This is a genomic window from Bacillus sp. MYb78 (genome assembly GCF_002975115.1).
Lineage (GTDB): Bacteria > Bacillota > Bacilli > Bacillales > Bacillaceae_G > Bacillus_A > Bacillus_A cereus.
On the sequence record NZ_PCOB01000005.1, the window covers coordinates 83,318 to 100,254 of the forward strand.

Consider the following 16,937-nt stretch of genomic DNA (forward strand, 5'->3'; position numbering starts at 1 on the left):
TATTGTAAACCTTCACACTAATGTGAAGGTCAACTCTGTTTTTTCGCAAAAGAATTTACATAATTTAAGAACACTTGAATGGCTTTAGATGGAATGAAATATTTGCCGCGAACGATAGAGAACGGACGGATTAGTTGTTCATTTGGAACTTCGACGTGGAATAGTTCTTTTGCTAGTAGCTCTTTCCGTACAGTCCAATCAGAAAGTATAGCGATGCCAAGACCGGCGGCGACGGCTTCCTTCACACTTTGAATACTGCTAAATGTAAAGAATCGCTTCATTTTTAAATGGTGTTGATGAATAAATCGATCGCTATAAGCACGTGTACCAGAACCACTTTCTCTTAATACCCATACTTGGTCTTGGAGTGTGCTTTCATTTATTTCCTTTGTGCGGAGCAATGGATGATTTGGCGGAACGACGAGCTTCATTTCATCTTGCATAAATGTTTCAACGTTAACATCAGCGTATACGACTTGCCCTTCCACTAAGCCGATATCAATTTGATTAGAGCGAAGACTTTGCAAAACTTCTTCTGTATTTGAGATAAAGGTATGCACTTCGACGCGTGGATTTTCATTCGCATAGTTAGCGAGTATTTTTGGAAGTAAGTATTCGCCAATTGTAAAACTAGCACCGATGCGAAGTGTTCCTGTTACAACGTTATGTAGTTCATTAATCTCTTGCTTAGCATCTTCGTAAAGAGAGAGCATTTGCTTTGCATGTATATATAATATATTTCCAGCTTCCGTGACTTGGACATGTTTCGGAGATCGCTGAATGAGTGTAGTTCCAAATTCGTTTTCTAAGTTGCGTATATGCATACTTACGCCAGGCTGTGAAAGATTTAATAATTCCGCTGCACGAGAGAAGTGTTTCTGTTCAACGACAGTAACAAAAATTTTTAAAATGTCTACGTTCATATAATGGGCTCCTTTCTTTTTCTATCATCTTATCATAAGTATTTCTGATGATAGAGATTTGGTATTGGTATTAAACTTATTATAGAAACTCTCTTATAATGTAAGTAGAAAGAACATGCATGTTCCAATACGATTATTGGAGTGGTTCAAAATGGAACAAACACTTGTTATACAAAAGAAGAAGCGTTTTGGATTTTCGCAAGGAATTGGGATTACATTATTAATCGCAATTGCCGCGAAATATTTAGCAGAGCTTCCATTTTTAAATATTATGGGACAATTAGTAATTGCTATTCTAATTGGGATGGTTTGGCGCGCTGCAATTGGAGTTCCTCATGATGCGATTACAGGAACGAACTTTGCGAGTAAGAAGTTACTGCGCTTTGGGATCATCTTACTTGGAATGCGATTAAATCTTGTTGATATTGCGAAGGCGGGGCCGAAAGTATTGGTCATCGCGGCGGTTGTTATTACATTTACTATTTTTGTTGTATACGGACTAACGAAAGTATTTAAAGTAGAAAAGAAACTTGGGATTTTAACAGCATGCGGTACGGCAATTTGCGGCGCGGCCGCGGTCGTGGCAATTGCACCGCAAGTGAAAGCAAAAGATGACGAAACAGCAGTTGGAGCGGCGATTATTGCAATTTTAGGTACAATATTTACGCTTATTTATACGTTATTATATCCAGTGCTTGGCCTATCTCCATACGGATATGGAGTGTTCTCAGGGGCGACACTGCATGAAATTGCTCACGTAATTGCGGCTGCGGCGCCAGGAGGAAGCACGGCTGTAGATATCGCAGTTATCGTGAAACTAACGCGCGTTGCAATGCTTGTACCAGTAGCGATTTTAATCGGATTATGGTTTGGTAAGAGTGAAGGTAGCGAGGAAAAAAGATCATGGCGCGACCTTCCAATTCCTTGGTTCATCTTCGGGTTTTTAGCAATGAGTGCAGTGCATTCGCTTGGGATTATTCCAGAAGTTGTTGCGGGATACATTGTTGTCATTGCTTATATGCTAATCGCAATGGCGATGGCAGGGCTCGGTTTAAATGTAGAGTTTAAAACTTTCCGTAAATTAGGAAGTAAAGCATTCGTGGCAGGGCTGATTGGCTCGGTTTGCTTATCGGTTCTTGGATACGTTCTTGTATGGGGATTAGGATTTATATAAGTAGGACGAAGAAGCTGTTCCAAAAGATATTTTGGGGCAGCTTCTTTCTTATGCTTATGGTGCTACTGATGTCGATATATTTGGGAAATCGCCGATATAAATGGAGTTGCGCTGATATATTTGCAAAATCGCCGATATATTTTAAGTTGCGCTGATATAAATTGAATTACTCTTGTACTTTGTTAGAGAAGATATGCAGTGAAATGTTTTTCTAAAATTTGTAAAGATATCTTTAATTATAACTGGAAAATATTTATAATTTAAGTAAAGATATCTTTACTTTTGAAGGTGGATCCTATGGGTGTGAAAAATAAAATAAAAGAGTTAAGAAAGCAAAATCATATAACGCAAGTTGAAATGGCAAAGGCGATGCAGGTGACGCGGCAGACAATTGTGGCGATTGAAAACCATCATTATAACCCGAGTCTAGAGCTATCCTTAAAAATCGCCAAATATTTTGGATTGAAGGTGGAGGAAATATTTACGCTGGAGTAAGGGGAAAGAAAATAAATGATAAGCTTGAGAGATTTCAATTAGATTAAACGTTTAAATATATAAGGATTGGTTTTGGTTTATTAATTAGTACGGCATCAACGAGCGTGTTAGCAACAAAGAATAATAGATAGAAAAAGGGGAACTGGGATGGGATTACCGGTGTTATGTGTCGCTACAGCTATATTTTCGCTTCTTTGGGGAATGCAAAACTTTTCTCGTAATCCAGTGCCGAGTATTTGTATTATGATTGGTACTGTAGGTTTATCGTATTATTTATTATTATTAGCCCATTATCATAAAACGGCAACGAGTGTTGTTGTTGGAGCACTTATTTTATTTTGTGGGCGCGCCATACAAAAGGGGTTATTTCCATAAAAGCTGTTTATACACTTTGTATAAACAGCTTTTTGTATTTTTTTTACAAAACGCTTGAAAGTTACGTAACGTCATCTTTTATAATGAAAGGGAAGAGGTGATGGTAGTGATTTCAATACAAGAATTGACGAGAGAAACAGGGGTTACAGTACGTACACTACGTTATTATGATCAAATAGATTTATTAAAGCCGAGCGGAAAAACAGAGGGTGGGCATCGGTTATATAGTGAAGCTGACGTTATTCGTTTGCAACAAATTTTATTTTTAAAAGAAATGGGATTTTCATTAAAAGAAGTTGCGAATATGTTAGTAAAAGGTGAGCTGGATTTGAAAAAATCACTTGAAAACCAACTTCGATTTGTACAAGAAGAGCAAAAGAAGTTCAATCGAATGGAGCGTGTTTTACAAGCGGTTGTTTATTCGGTAGATGTAGAGGGAGAACTTGATTGGAAAGTTATGTTTGAACTTATTCAGCTTTCAAAACAGTCTCCTCGTATACGTGAAATATTTCAAAATGAAGTATTTTCAAAGGAAGAACAAAAGTTGCTTCATAATTTGCCAAATATGAGTGAGGAAGATCCGAATGTTTTAGAATGGGTAGATTTATTAAAGCAATTACGTATTTTTATGAAAGAGGGTAAAGAAGCCGCTAATGATGAGGTACAAAGGGTAATGAAGAGATTAATGCAGAAGTGTTTAGAAATGGCTAATGGTGACGAAGCGTTTTTAGATAAGTTATGGGAGGTTAGAAAATCAAAGGAAGATTCACAGAAAATGAGCATGTATCCAATTGAAGAAGAGTTTTTATTATATATGGATGAAGCTTTTCGTATTTATGATGAAAGGGAGAAGGATAAATGAGCATACTCGCAGAATATCGTTGGTATTTTTTAATTGGAGCAGAGATTGTATTTTGGTTATCGGCTATCGGTTTCTTTTTACTCCGTTACGGATTCCGTTTGAAGAAGGCGAGCTTTATTATGGGGATTGTACTCCTCGTAAATGAAGTGTTTATTTTAACATTAGGGGCAGTGGACTATTATCAAACAGGAAAGTTCTCTAATTTTCAAATCATTACTGTAATTATTTTACTGTATGCAGTTTTCTACGGGAAAAAGGATTTGAAGAAGCTTGATATATTTGCGCAAAAGCTAGTTGCGAAATGGCGTAATGAAACGGCGCCTATTATTGAAGAACAGGTAGAATTAACAGGTATGGCCTATGCAAAGCAGGAAATAAAAAATTGGGTATTACATCTTGTTTTATTCGTTGGTGTGCACATATTCTTTTTCTTCGCGTATGGATTTATTCCATTTGAACAATGGGGTAATTGGTTAGAATCGGGAATCGTTTTAAATAAAGCTGCAAGTCGCGTGAGCCAAGTGTGGGCAATTATATTTTTAGTTGATACAGCGATTTCATTTTCATATGTGGTTTTTCCGAAGAAGGAGAAAGGAAAAGAAAAGCTACTTTCATAGTTGAAAGTAGCTTTTGGGTATACAAATAATTTTTATAGGAGAGGATGACAATAGAAAAAAGAACCAGCTTTATATGTCTATTTCTCTTTAGTTTAGTAGCATGCTCACCATCTAACACTACAATTGATAAGAAGAACGATGTCATTGTAAAGGGAACCAGGATTTCCAATCTAGATAAATTTGAAAATTTCGTTTTGAATGTCGAACAAAGGGAAGTTGATAAAATAAGAATTGTACAGTATACCCTTGAAGGTGACCCGGTTTTTCAAACGTTAGAGCATAGCGGGAAAGATATACTTTATGTGTTAGATAGTAGACAAGACAAGTTTGCTGGTGACCATAAAGGGTTACATAAAGATAGCTGTAAAAGGATTGTTAAAGAGCAGCGTGAATTAGAAAGTACTTATCGGTTAATAGATTGTATGAATGAAGCTGGGCGCAATGGATATGACTTAGTATATGTACCTCAAAAATAGAATTAGTAGAGGAAGGAAGTATTTACTCCTTCCTTTTTCTATGTGTATATTGTCGAAAACTTTACCGAATATCTGTTCGTTTTTTTAGGTTTTTTATAGGCATTCGTGGTAAAATAATAATACAGATTTTTATGAGGAGGTCGGATTATACTTGGAACATCAATTTGAAATTATATCAGCGTATTCCCCGCAAGGTGATCAGCCGGTAGCTATAGAGAAGCTTGTAGAGGGAATTAATAGTGGAAAGAAAAAGCAAGTGTTGCTTGGAGCGACAGGAACGGGTAAGACATTTACGATTTCAAATGTCATTAAAGAAGTGCAAAAGCCAACACTTGTCATGGCTCACAATAAAACATTAGCAGGACAGTTATATAGTGAGCTAAAAGACTTTTTCCCGAATAATGCAGTTGAATATTTTGTTAGTTACTACGATTATTATCAGCCAGAAGCGTATGTACCACAAACAGATACGTTTATTGAAAAGGACGCGCAGATTAATGATGAAATTGATAAATTGCGTCACTCGGCAACGTCTGCATTATTTGAACGGGACGATGTAATTATCGTTGCGAGTGTATCGTGTATATATGGTTTAGGTTCTCCTGAAGAATACCGCGAGTTAGTTGTGTCACTTCGAGTTGGTATGGAGAAGGACCGCAATCAATTGCTTCGTGAACTTGTTGATGTACAGTATGGACGTAATGATATTGATTTCAAGCGTGGTACATTCCGTGTGCGCGGAGATGTAGTTGAAATCTTCCCAGCATCACTTGATGAGCATTGTATTCGGATTGAATTTTTCGGCGATGAAATTGATCGTATTCGTGAAGTAAATGCGTTAACAGGTGAAGTATTGGCAGAACGTGATCATGTAGCAATCTTCCCAGCATCTCACTTCGTTACACGTGAAGAGAAAATGAAGGTCGCTATTGAAAATATCGAAAAAGAATTAGAAGAGCGTTTAAAGGAATTAAATGATAACGGTAAGTTGCTAGAAGCACAGCGTATAGAGCAACGTACACGTTATGATTTAGAAATGATGCGCGAGATGGGCTTTTGTTCAGGTATTGAAAACTATTCCCGTCATTTAACACTTCGTCCAGCGGGTGCAACACCGTATACGTTATTGGACTATTTCCCGGAAGATTTCTTAATTGTTATGGATGAGTCGCACGTATCAGTGCCACAAGTAAGAGCGATGTATAACGGGGACCAAGCACGTAAGCAAGTACTTGTGGATCATGGATTCCGTCTGCCATCAGCTTTAGATAATAGACCGCTCATGTTTGATGAGTTTGAGGAGAAAACAAATCAAGTTATTTACGTTTCGGCGACTCCAGGACCGTACGAGTTAGAGCAGTCACCAGAAGTAATAGAACAAATTATTCGTCCAACAGGGCTTTTAGATCCACCAATCGATATACGACCTATTGAAGGGCAAATTGACGATTTATTAGGAGAGATTCAAGATCGTATTGCAAAAAATGAACGTGTATTAATTACGACTTTAACGAAGAAAATGTCAGAGGATTTAACGGACTACTTAAAAGATGTAGGAATTAAAGTGAACTATCTTCACTCTGAAATTAAAACGTTAGAACGTATTGAAATTATCCGCGATCTTCGCCTCGGTAAGTTTGATGTACTGGTCGGTATTAACTTATTACGAGAAGGATTAGATATTCCAGAAGTATCACTTGTAGCGATTTTAGATGCTGATAAGGAAGGGTTCTTACGTTCAGAGCGCTCATTAATTCAAACAATTGGTCGTGCCGCGCGTAATGAAAACGGCCGCGTTATTATGTACGCAGATCGTATAACAAGATCCATGGGAATTGCAATTGAAGAAACGCAGCGTCGTCGTACTATACAAGAAGCCTACAATAAAGAGCATGGTATTACGCCGAAAACGATTCAAAAAGGCGTACGTGATGTAATCCGTGCAACGACAACTGCTGAAGAGACAGAAACATACGAAGCAACTCCTGCTAAGAAAATGACGAAAAAAGAGCGTGAAAAGACAATTGCGAAGATGGAAGCAGAGATGAAAGAAGCAGCAAAAGCGTTAGACTTCGAGCGTGCAGCTGAACTAAGAGATTTACTATTAGAATTAAAAGCGGAAGGGTGAAAAGAGTGAGTAAGAGCAAGGATTTTATCGTTGTAAAAGGTGCTAGAGCACATAACTTAAAAAATATTGATGTAACCATTCCGAGAAATCAGCTTGTCGTTGTAACGGGATTGTCTGGTTCGGGGAAATCATCATTAGCATTTGATACGATTTATGCAGAAGGGCAGCGCAGATACGTAGAATCGTTATCTGCGTATGCGCGCCAGTTTTTAGGACAAATGGATAAGCCGGATGTAGATACGATTGAAGGATTGTCACCAGCGATTTCAATCGATCAAAAAACGACGAGTCGTAATCCACGTTCAACTGTCGGAACGGTAACGGAGATTTATGATTATTTACGTTTATTATTTGCGCGAATTGGTACGCCAATTTGTCCAAATCATGGGATTGAAATTACATCACAAACAGTAGAGCAGATGGTAGACCGTGTTCTTGAATATCCTGAACGTACGAAATTACAAGTGTTAGCTCCTATCGTTTCTGGGCGTAAAGGTGCACATGTGAAAGTACTTGAAGATATTAAGAAGCAAGGATATGTTCGTGTACGTGTTGATGGTGAAATGCTTGATGTGTCTGAAGAGATTACGTTAGATAAAAATAAGAAGCATTCTATTGAAGTTGTAATTGACCGTATTGTTGTAAAAGAAGGAATCGCAAGCCGTCTTGCTGATTCACTTGAAAGTGCATTAAAGCTTGGCGGAGGCCGAGTGTTAATCGATGTAATGGGAGAAGAGGAACTTCTATTTAGTGAACATCATGCTTGTCCGCATTGTGGTTTTTCAATCGGAGAATTAGAGCCGCGTATGTTCTCATTCAACAGTCCGTTTGGAGCATGTCCTTCTTGTGATGGACTTGGTTCAAAGCTAGAGGTAGATTTAGAGCTTGTTATCCCGAACTGGGATTTATCATTAAATGAACATGCGATTGCACCTTGGGAGCCGACAAGTTCACAATACTATCCACAACTTTTACAATCTGTATGTAATCACTACGGCGTTGATATGGATATGCCTGTGAAAGATATACCGAAAGATTTATTTGATAAAGTGTTGTACGGAAGCGGGGAAGAGAAGGTTTATTTCCGCTATGTAAATGAATTCGGTCAAGTAAAGGAAAATGAGATTTTATTTGAAGGTGTTATTCCAAACATTGAACGTCGTTATCGTGAAACGAGTTCTGATTACATTCGTGAGCAAATGGAAAAGTATATGGCAGAACAAGCTTGTCCGAAGTGTAAAGGCGGCCGCTTAAAGCCTGAAAGCTTAGCTGTTTTTGTTGGTGATAAAACGATTGCTGACGTAACGAAGTATTCAGTTCAAGAAGTACAAGAATTTTTCTCGAATGTAGAGCTAACGGAGAAGCAACAAAAAATAGCTCATTTAATTTTAAGAGAAATTCAGGAGCGCGTTGGATTCTTAGTGAACGTTGGTTTAGATTATTTAACGCTAAGTCGTGCGGCTGGTACGTTATCAGGTGGTGAGGCGCAGCGTATTCGCTTAGCGACGCAAATTGGTTCTCGTCTAACTGGCGTACTTTATATTCTTGATGAGCCTTCAATTGGTTTACACCAGCGCGATAACGATCGTCTTATTCGTACATTGCAAGAAATGCGCGATTTAGGTAATACATTAATCGTTGTTGAGCATGATGAAGATACGATGATGGCTGCTGATTATTTACTTGATATCGGACCAGGTGCAGGTATTCACGGTGGGCAAGTTGTATCGGCAGGGACACCAGCTGAAGTGATGCAAGATGATAATTCGTTAACAGGAAAATATTTAAGCGGTAAAGAGTTTATTCCAGTTCCACTTGAAAGACGTAAAGGTGACGGACGTAAAGTGGAGATTGTCGGCGCAAAAGAGAATAACTTAAAGAATGCAAAAATGTCATTCCCACTCGGTACGTTTGTAGCGGTAACAGGTGTATCTGGATCAGGTAAAAGTACGATGATTAATGAAGTACTATATAAATCGTTAGCGCAAAAGTTATATAAAGCGAAAGCGAAGCCAGGTACTCATAAAGAGATTAAAGGTCTTGAACATTTAGATAAAGTAATTGATATTGATCAATCGCCAATTGGTCGTACACCACGTTCTAATCCAGCGACGTACACAGGTGTATTCGATGATATTCGTGATGTGTTTGCACAAACGAACGAAGCTAAAGTGCGCGGATATCAAAAAGGACGTTTCAGCTTTAACGTAAAAGGTGGCCGTTGTGAAGCGTGCCGTGGTGATGGAATTATTAAAATCGAAATGCATTTCTTACCAGATGTGTATGTTCCGTGTGAAGTTTGTCACGGTAAACGATATAATCGTGAAACGTTAGAAGTGAAATATAAAGATAAGAATATTTCTGAAGTGTTAGGGATGACAATTGAAGATGGAGTAGAATTCTTCGCCAATATTCCTAAAATTAAGCGTAAACTTCAAACGCTTGTAGATGTTGGGCTTGGTTATATGAAATTAGGTCAACCAGCAACAACATTATCTGGTGGGGAAGCACAGCGTGTGAAATTAGCTTCTGAATTACACCGTCGTTCTACAGGTCGTACGTTATATATTTTAGATGAGCCAACGACTGGGTTGCATGCGCATGATATTGCACGTCTTCTAGAAGTGCTGCAACGTCTTGTTGAGAGTGGTGAGACGGTACTTGTAATTGAACATAATTTAGATGTGATTAAAACAGCTGATTATATTGTTGATCTTGGACCAGAAGGCGGGGACAAAGGTGGACAAATCGTCGCTTCGGGAACGCCAGAGCAAGTAGTAAAAGAAGAGCGCTCGTACACTGGTAAGTATTTAAAAGAGATTTTAAATCGTGATAAAGCAAGAATGAAAGAGAAAATAAAAGAAGTAGAGTTATCGCAATAAGTTTATTGATGAAAACCGAGTGGAAATGACGCTCGGTTTTTATTGTATAGGGGGAGAAGATGGAGTTTTTAGAGGTGTTAAGAAAGAAAAATATGAAGGTAAGAGAATTTCAAAGTTGGGGTGTATATTTTCGAAAGCGCTGGGAGGATCACTTTGCAAATCATTTAAGTGATAAAGAAAAAGAAGATATTTTTCTTCATGGAGATAGGTATGCATGTGGTTATCTATGGCACATATTTAGTTATGAGAAAAAGAAGTGTTTAGAGGGTAAAGAAGCGGAAAACGCGTTTCATAATGAAGTGAAAAAGGATTGCTACATTTTCTACCAACACTGTGATGAGGTACTGTTAATAAAGGATGCGAGTTTGTTACATATGGATGATATATTGTGTGAGACAGAAGATGCGTATAAAGGTGATATCTATATCGTAGATAAAGATTTCACTTGGGCCTTTGTAAAAACTCATGAACATAGGTGGTGTGGTCCTTATTTTGCGAGGAAGTGTTAGTAGGTATACAAGCATGAAAGATAGAATAAGTTGATATAAGTGTTTGTATCATACTTGCGTTTATTATCTATTAGCGTATGATGAAATATATATGTTTAAAAGGATGTGTAACGAAATGAGATGGATTGTATCACTTCTTGTAAATAGCGTTGTGTTAATCGCTGTATCGGGGCTTTTAAAAGGGATTGCACCAGATGCATTTTACGTAGCAAATATACAAACTGCAATTATTGCGAGTATTATATTGGCGGTTTTAAATGTGTTCGTAAAGCCGTTTTTAATTTTAATTACGCTACCAATTACTGTTGTAACTTTCGGCTTCTTCTTAATTGTTATTAATGCGATTACGTTAAAAATAGCAGATTCATTATTAGGAGATGCTTTTAATATATCAGGATTTGGTGTAGCGATTGTTGCGGCAATTTGTATTTCAATTTTTAATATGATTATTGAGAAGGCAATTGTGGAACCTCTATATGAAAAAAAGAGAAAATGACAAAAAGAAAAACATTTCATTATTCGTATGAAATGTTTTTTTCTATTTATTAGAAACCGTATTTCTTGTTTCCAGAAAAAAATGGTACAATATCCGGTAGAATGGAATTTTACATCAAACGAGACTGAACCCGCAGCGGAGTGGAGGTTTATACATATGCCAAAAGTAAGGACAAAAGATTTAATTGAACAATTTCAATTGGAGTTAATAAGTGGTGAGGAAGGAATTCATCGTCCGATTGATACAAGTGATTTATCACGACCTGGAATTGAAATGGCAGGATTCTTTACATATTATCCAGCTGATCGCGTGCAGCTTCTTGGAAAAACGGAGCTTACGTTCTTTGATACGTTAACAACAGAGCAAAAACAAGAGAGAATGAAAGCGCTTTGTACCGAGGAGACGCCATGTATTATTATAACTCGTAATCAAGATGTACCAGATGAGTTATTACAAGCATCACGTGAATCAGGCATGCCTTTATTACGTTCTTCTCAAACGACAACGAGATTATCAAGTCGTTTAACTAATTATTTAGAAGGTAAGCTAGCACCAACAACTGCTGTTCATGGTGTATTAGTAGATATTTACGGTGTTGGTGTTTTAATTACAGGTCAAAGTGGTGTTGGTAAAAGTGAGACAGCTCTTGAACTTGTGAAGCGTGGTCACCGCCTTGTTGCGGATGATAGTGTAGAAATTCGCCAAGAAGATGAAGACACATTAGTAGGAAGCTCACCAGATTTAATTGAGCATTTATTAGAAATTCGTGGTCTAGGTATCATTAACGTTATGACGTTATTCGGTGCAGGGGCAGTGCGAAATTACAAGCGTATTACACTTGTTATTAATCTTGAAATTTGGGATCAAAAGAAAAACTATGATCGCTTAGGTCTTGATGAAGAGAAGATGAAAATTATTGATACAGAACTTACGAAGATTACACTTCCAGTTCGTCCTGGTCGAAACTTGGCTGTTATTATTGAAGTAGCAGCGATGAACTTCCGTTTAAAGCGTATGGGAGTCAATGCAGCACAGCAGTTCTCAGAACGATTAATGAGTGCGATTGAGTTAGGGAATCAGGAGTAAACATTGGAGAGGGAGGTCATACATATGCTGTTAGGTTCTGTACCGCAGCTTGACCGCGTAGCTGTCCAACTTGGGCCGTTTCCTGTTTATTGGTACGGGATTATTATCGGTACAGGTGTGCTATTAGGTCTTTGGCTAGCAACTCGCGAGGGAGAAAGGCTAGGTATTCCAAAAGATACATTTGTTGACCTTGTATTAATTGCAGTACCGATCGCTATTCTATTTGCGAGAATGTACTATGTTATTTTTGAATGGGAATATTACGCGCAAAACCCGAGTCAAATTATTAATATTCGTCAAGGTGGCTTGGCGATTCATGGTGGTTTAATCGGAGCGGTTATAACAGGGATTCTTTTTGCAAAGCGACGCGGGGTTTCATTCTGGAAGTTGGCGGATATTGCTGCACCAAGTATTTTACTAGGACAAGCAATTGGCCGATGGGGAAACTTTATGAACCAAGAGGCGCATGGTGATGAAGTAACGAGACAGTTTTTAGAAGGTCTTCATTTACCAGATTTCATTATTAATCAAATGTATATTGAGGGTGTGTACTATCATCCGACGTTTTTATATGAATCATTATGGAATTTTGCAGGTGTAATTTTACTACTTGCATTAAGAAAAGTGAATTTACGCCGCGGGGAATTATTCTTCACATATTTAATTTGGTATTCAGTAGGACGCTTCTTCGTAGAAGGCTTACGTACAGATAGTTTAATGCTAGGACCACTTCGTATTGCACAAGTAATGTCAATTGGACTTGTTGTTATTTCTATTATTTTCATTATTGTGAGACGAAAAATGGGGCAAGCTGATAAAAGATATTCGGAAAATTAGAGAAAAGTAGCATCTTATTATAAGATGCTGCTTCTTTCATATTCAGGAAGGCGAAAGGACTAAGGCAATGAGAATAAATACAGTGTTATTTGATTTAGATGGAACTTTAATTAATACAAACGAACTTATTATTTCTTCTTTTTTACATACTTTAAATACGTATTATCCAAATCAATATAAGCGTGAAGATGTGTTGCCATTTATCGGTCCATCTTTGCATGATACTTTCAGTAAGATTGATGAAAGTAAGGTTGAAGAGATGATTACAAGTTATCGCGAATTTAACCATGATCATCATGATGAATTAGTAGAAGAATATGAAACTGTATATGAAACAGTTCGAGAGTTGAAGAAGCAAGGTTATAAAGTTGGTATTGTTACAACGAAAGCGAGACAAACCGTTGAGATGGGATTACAGTTGTCAAAGCTTGATGAATTTTTTGATGTTGTCGTGACAATTGATGATGTAGAGCATGTGAAACCACATCCAGAGCCACTTCAAAAAGCGCTTGAATTATTAGATGCAAAACCAGAAGAGGCATTGATGGTTGGAGATAATCATCATGATATTGTCGGTGGTCAAAATGCGGGGACGAAAACAGCTGCGGTTTCATGGACGTTGAAAGGTAGAGCGTATTTAGAAGCTTACAAGCCGGACTTTATGCTAGATAAAATGAGCGATTTGCTACCGATTTTGTCTAATATGAACCGTTCATAAAGGTCCAAGTAAGTTAGTAGAGGAGCGAGCTAAGTGCGACGGACAACGCGCTATCCTGTTTCAGGAGAAAATTCATTATGGAATGTGTATAAAACAGTGTCTTTTTGGAAGGTAATGAAAAACTTTATTATTATCCAAATTGCGCGTTACACGCCAGTTTTATCTGTGAAGAATTGGTTGTACCGCACTTTTTTACGGATGAAAGTAGGAAAGAAAACATCATTTGCGCTTATGGTAATGCCGGATATTATGTTCCCGGAAAAGATAACTGTGGGAGAGAATTCGATTATTGGCTATAACACAACGCTTTTAGCACATGAATATTTAATTCGTGAATATCGACTTGGGGAAATCGTCATTGGAAATGAAGTGATGATTGGAGCGAATGTAACAATATTACCAGGTGTGAAAATTGGAGACGGTGCGATTGTCTCAGCTGGCACACTTGTTCATAGAGATGTACCGAGCGGTGCTTTCGTAGGTGGAAATCCAATGCGTATTATTTATACGAAAGAGCAAATGACCGCAAGAGAAGGTTCATGGTGAAAATGTAACATTTCTCCTCTTTTTTTATGAATAAAAAGGAAATAATTGAGTATAATATACTGTTTTGTTTTTTACGGAATCGTTTATACTTATAGATAGAAGAATGTGTGAGCGAAGAAAACAAAAAACTGGAGGATATATGGGGAAAAATCAAAGGATATATAAGGAGAACGGACAAGTTATCTCTTTTAATCAATTAGCGGACTTCTTTTATAAAAAAGGGATGAGAGCTTACAAAGGGCAAAAATTGCAAGATGCAATTAAATATTTTCGAAGAGCGGCACAAAGTGAGAAGGAGCCGTTTATTTTATGTCAATTAGCAACAGTATTATCTGAGGCTGGTGAATATCAAGAGTCGAACCAAATCTTCTTAAAGTTAGTTAGATCTAATCCAGAACTTGAACAGTGCTATTATTTTATTGCAAATAATTATGCATATATGGGGTTATTTCAACAGGCGAAGAAATATGCGGATCGTTATTTAGAAGTTGCAAAAGAGAAGGAATTCGTAGAAGATACATTAGAACTTCTTGAGATTATGGAAGAAGAAGCAATGGGTGCGGAAGAGATTGAAGATGAAGATGATTTAATTGTTATGCAGGAAGAAGCGAATCGTTATATTCGTAATGGACAATTGGAAGAAGCAATTGCTACATTAGAAATTGTTACGAAAGATTATCCGGAATTTTGGTCAGGTCATAATAATTTAGCCATTGCACATTTTCAATCGGGTAATGTAGACAAAGCACTGAAGTTAACAGAAATGATTTTAGAGAAAAATCCTGGTAATATACATGCGCTTTGTAATACGCTTATTTTTCTATATTCAATTGGAGAGCATAAACAAGTAGAAGCGTTAGCGGGACAGCTAGTTTCGGTATATCCGATTTCATTTGAACATCGTTTGAAACTGGGAACTACACTTGCAACAATTGGTTATTTCGAGCATGCATATAAATGGTTCAAACTATTAAAGCGTCAAGGATACGAAGGAGACGTTAGTTTTTATTATTGGTTTGCATATTCTGCGTATATGGTGAAAGATCAGCAACTAGCTGAAAAAATGTGGCAACATGTCGTGGAATTGCATCCTGATAAAAAGGGAAAAGAACCGTGGAATGCGCTGAATTTAGCAGATGAAGGACAAAACGTGTTATTTGAAGAATTACGAAAATCATTTCAGCAAAGTGCGACGCTAGAAGAACAAATGCTAGCTTTATATTTAATGAATGAATTGTCAACGCCGGAGAAGGTTGGATTCTTCTTTGATATAACGCAAGCGAAGAACGGTGTTCCCATCGTATCGCAACTTGCAAAGTACTTCTTTTTACTTAATAGTCATAAGAGTATTCCAGCTGATTTACAACAATTTGAGCAGTGCGCGAGAATCGCGGATGCCTTATACAATTATACGAAAAAAGATGATGAATTAATTGAAGAGTGTTTACACTTTTGGTTTTGTACGTTCATACGTTTATATACATCTGGAGACATATTTACAAATGTGTACGGCTGGTCAGCTGCGATTGAATACATTGTACGCGGCGAACAAGGAAATAAAATGACACAGTCGGAGCTTGGAGATGTATATAATGTATCTGTAGCGACTGTCCGAAAGTATGTGCAAGCTGTTAAGCGTACGCACACATAAGATAAGCAAATCATTGGGAAAAAAATGATGCTAACAGTATAATGAGGGTAACTTAATTGTGTAGGAATGGATAGGAGTGAATAGTGTGTCAGAAGAAAAAATTTATGATGTCGTTATTATTGGTGCAGGACCAGCTGGTATGACAGCTGCAGTATATACATCTCGTGCAAATTTAAGCACATTAATGCTTGAGCGTGGTATTCCAGGTGGCCAAATGGCAAACACGGAAGATGTAGAAAACTACCCAGGTTATGAGTCTATTTTAGGACCAGACTTATCAAATAAAATGTTCGAGCATGCGAAGAAATTTGGTGCTGAATATGCATACGGTGATGTGAAAGAAGTCATCGATGGTAAAGAATACAAAACAATTATTGCTGGTAAAAAAGAATATAAAGCACGTGCAATTATCGTTGCAAGCGGTGCAGAGTATAAAAAAATTGGTGTACCGGGTGAAACAGAACTTGGCGGCCGTGGTGTATCATATTGTGCAGTATGTGATGGGGCATTCTTTAAAGGAAAAGAACTTATCGTAATTGGCGGTGGAGATTCTGCTGTTGAAGAGGGTGTGTTCTTAACACGCTTCGCATCAAAAGTAACGATCGTTCACCGTCGTGACACGCTTCGTGCACAGAAAATTTTACAAGACCGTGCTTTCCAAAACGAAAAAGTAGATTTCATTTGGAACCACACTATAAAAGAAATCAACGAAGCAAGTGGTAAAGTAGGAAGTGTAACACTTGTAGACGTAAACAGTGGAGAAGAGAAAGAAGTCAAGACTGACGGCGTATTCGTATACATCGGTATGTTACCATTATCAAAACCATTTGTTGAACTAGGTATTACAAATGAAAATGGTTACCTTGAAACGAACGAACGTATGGAAACGAAAATTCCTGGTATTTTCGCAGCTGGTGATGTTCGTGAAAAAATGCTTCGTCAAATTGTAACTGCAACAGGTGACGGTAGTATTGCAGCACAAAGTGCACAACATTACGTAGAAGAATTATTAGAGGAATTAAAAACTGTATCAGAAAAATAAGGGATAACATACCTTGTGAGAAGAAAGCTACCGACAGGAGCTTTCTTCTTTTTTTGTGTGAAAATGTCAAAGTATTGTCAAAAAATATAAGGATTATAAGCTTTCTTATTGATATACTGG

At 37.5% G+C, this 16,937-nt stretch carries 17 protein-coding genes; 16 read left to right on the plus strand and 1 reads right to left on the minus strand.

What is annotated here, in order from left to right; translation table 11 throughout:
• Window positions 1–29: 29 nt before the first annotated feature.
• A complete protein-coding gene (locus CQ064_RS12740; RefSeq protein ID WP_001100008.1) occupies window positions 30–923 on the minus strand; it encodes a LysR family transcriptional regulator in 894 nt (297 codons plus the stop codon).
• A gap of 151 nt (window positions 924–1,074) precedes the next feature.
• Here CQ064_RS12740 and CQ064_RS12745 point away from each other — a divergent pair, with 151 nt between their 5' ends.
• The 16 genes from CQ064_RS12745 to trxB all read left to right on the plus strand — a co-directional run bounded on the left by CQ064_RS12745 (window position 1,075) and on the right by trxB (window position 16,817).
• Window positions 1,075–2,097, plus strand: coding sequence for a YeiH family protein (locus tag CQ064_RS12745; protein WP_000438436.1), 1,023 nt, complete (start codon window positions 1,075–1,077; stop codon window positions 2,095–2,097).
• A 297-nt stretch (window positions 2,098–2,394) separates the two neighbouring features.
• A complete protein-coding gene (locus CQ064_RS12750; RefSeq protein WP_000538362.1) occupies window positions 2,395–2,592 on the plus strand; it encodes a helix-turn-helix transcriptional regulator in 198 nt (65 codons plus the stop codon).
• A 147-nt stretch (window positions 2,593–2,739) separates the two neighbouring features.
• Complete coding sequence (locus tag CQ064_RS12755; protein ID WP_000524139.1) at window positions 2,740–2,967, plus strand: hypothetical protein; 228 nt, start codon at window positions 2,740–2,742, stop codon at window positions 2,965–2,967.
• A 100-nt stretch (window positions 2,968–3,067) separates the two neighbouring features.
• Window positions 3,068–3,829 carry a MerR family transcriptional regulator gene (locus CQ064_RS12760; RefSeq protein ID WP_000260341.1) on the plus strand — a complete coding sequence of 254 codons (762 nt, stop codon included), beginning with the start codon at window positions 3,068–3,070 and terminating at the stop codon, window positions 3,827–3,829.
• The gene (locus tag CQ064_RS12765) at window positions 3,826–4,446 is read left to right on the plus strand and encodes a hypothetical protein (protein ID WP_000025201.1); all 621 of its coding nucleotides are present in this window, start codon (window positions 3,826–3,828) and stop codon (window positions 4,444–4,446) included. The genes CQ064_RS12760 and CQ064_RS12765 overlap by 4 nt, the downstream gene beginning before the upstream one ends.
• A 44-nt stretch (window positions 4,447–4,490) precedes the next feature.
• Window positions 4,491–4,922 (plus strand): DUF4362 domain-containing protein, encoded by a 432-nt coding sequence (locus CQ064_RS12770; protein ID WP_000151277.1) that lies wholly within the window; start codon window positions 4,491–4,493, stop codon window positions 4,920–4,922.
• Between the two features lie 151 nt (window positions 4,923–5,073).
• Window positions 5,074–7,050: an excinuclease ABC subunit B gene (gene uvrB / locus CQ064_RS12775; protein ID WP_000400989.1), complete on the plus strand. Its 1,977-nt coding sequence runs from the start codon at window positions 5,074–5,076 to the stop codon at window positions 7,048–7,050.
• A gap of 5 nt (window positions 7,051–7,055) precedes the next feature.
• Window positions 7,056–9,932 (plus strand): excinuclease ABC subunit UvrA, encoded by a 2,877-nt coding sequence (uvrA, locus tag CQ064_RS12780; RefSeq protein WP_000045587.1) that lies wholly within the window; start codon window positions 7,056–7,058, stop codon window positions 9,930–9,932.
• Window positions 9,933–9,991: 59 nt separating this feature from the next.
• On the plus strand, window positions 9,992–10,441 hold the full coding sequence (locus CQ064_RS12785; protein ID WP_000394744.1) for a DUF4275 family protein: 450 nt from the start codon (window positions 9,992–9,994) through the stop codon (window positions 10,439–10,441).
• Between the two features lie 115 nt (window positions 10,442–10,556).
• Window positions 10,557–10,937 (plus strand): phage holin family protein, encoded by a 381-nt coding sequence (locus tag CQ064_RS12790; RefSeq protein WP_001267308.1) that lies wholly within the window; start codon window positions 10,557–10,559, stop codon window positions 10,935–10,937.
• Between the two features lie 156 nt (window positions 10,938–11,093).
• Window positions 11,094–12,023 carry an HPr(Ser) kinase/phosphatase gene (gene hprK, locus CQ064_RS12795; protein WP_001127251.1) on the plus strand — a complete coding sequence of 310 codons (930 nt, stop codon included), beginning with the start codon at window positions 11,094–11,096 and terminating at the stop codon, window positions 12,021–12,023.
• Window positions 12,024–12,047: 24 nt separating this feature from the next.
• On the plus strand, window positions 12,048–12,860 hold the full coding sequence (lgt, locus tag CQ064_RS12800; protein ID WP_000924240.1) for a prolipoprotein diacylglyceryl transferase: 813 nt from the start codon (window positions 12,048–12,050) through the stop codon (window positions 12,858–12,860).
• A 67-nt stretch (window positions 12,861–12,927) separates the two neighbouring features.
• Window positions 12,928–13,578, plus strand: coding sequence for a pyrophosphatase PpaX (gene ppaX, locus CQ064_RS12805; RefSeq protein ID WP_001222403.1), 651 nt, complete (start codon window positions 12,928–12,930; stop codon window positions 13,576–13,578).
• A gap of 33 nt (window positions 13,579–13,611) precedes the next feature.
• Window positions 13,612–14,124: an acyltransferase gene (locus CQ064_RS12810; RefSeq protein ID WP_001255077.1), complete on the plus strand. Its 513-nt coding sequence runs from the start codon at window positions 13,612–13,614 to the stop codon at window positions 14,122–14,124.
• 139 nt (window positions 14,125–14,263) lie between these two features.
• Window positions 14,264–15,775, plus strand: coding sequence for a tetratricopeptide repeat protein (locus tag CQ064_RS12815; RefSeq protein WP_000517723.1), 1,512 nt, complete (start codon window positions 14,264–14,266; stop codon window positions 15,773–15,775).
• Window positions 15,776–15,860: 85 nt separating this feature from the next.
• Entirely contained in the window at window positions 15,861–16,817 is a 957-nt protein-coding gene (gene trxB, locus CQ064_RS12820) for a thioredoxin-disulfide reductase (protein WP_001288078.1), read from the plus strand.
• The last annotated feature ends 120 nt before the right edge of the window (window positions 16,818–16,937 follow it).

What these genes read in the sequence shown, in the direction of transcription:
- ppaX (WP_001222403.1), top strand. Translation starts at nt 12,928, where the DNA reads ATGAGAATAAATACAGTGTTATTTGATTTAGATGGAACTTTAATTAAT.
- CQ064_RS12760 (WP_000260341.1), top strand. Translation starts at nt 3,068, where the DNA reads ATGGTAGTGATTTCAATACAAGAATTGACGAGAGAAACAGGGGTTACA.
- hprK (WP_001127251.1), top strand. Translation starts at nt 11,094, where the DNA reads ATGCCAAAAGTAAGGACAAAAGATTTAATTGAACAATTTCAATTGGAG.
- CQ064_RS12750 (WP_000538362.1), top strand. Translation starts at nt 2,395, where the DNA reads ATGGGTGTGAAAAATAAAATAAAAGAGTTAAGAAAGCAAAATCATATA.
- CQ064_RS12770 (WP_000151277.1), top strand. Translation starts at nt 4,491, where the DNA reads ATGACAATAGAAAAAAGAACCAGCTTTATATGTCTATTTCTCTTTAGT.
- CQ064_RS12790 (WP_001267308.1), top strand. Translation starts at nt 10,557, where the DNA reads ATGAGATGGATTGTATCACTTCTTGTAAATAGCGTTGTGTTAATCGCT.
- CQ064_RS12785 (WP_000394744.1), top strand. Translation starts at nt 9,992, where the DNA reads ATGGAGTTTTTAGAGGTGTTAAGAAAGAAAAATATGAAGGTAAGAGAA.
- CQ064_RS12815 (WP_000517723.1), top strand. Translation starts at nt 14,264, where the DNA reads ATGGGGAAAAATCAAAGGATATATAAGGAGAACGGACAAGTTATCTCT.
- CQ064_RS12765 (WP_000025201.1), top strand. Translation starts at nt 3,826, where the DNA reads ATGAGCATACTCGCAGAATATCGTTGGTATTTTTTAATTGGAGCAGAG.
- CQ064_RS12740 (WP_001100008.1), bottom strand. Translation starts at nt 923, where the DNA reads ATGAACGTAGACATTTTAAAAATTTTTGTTACTGTCGTTGAACAGAAA.
- CQ064_RS12745 (WP_000438436.1), top strand. Translation starts at nt 1,075, where the DNA reads ATGGAACAAACACTTGTTATACAAAAGAAGAAGCGTTTTGGATTTTCG.
- CQ064_RS12755 (WP_000524139.1), top strand. Translation starts at nt 2,740, where the DNA reads ATGGGATTACCGGTGTTATGTGTCGCTACAGCTATATTTTCGCTTCTT.
- lgt (WP_000924240.1), top strand. Translation starts at nt 12,048, where the DNA reads ATGCTGTTAGGTTCTGTACCGCAGCTTGACCGCGTAGCTGTCCAACTT.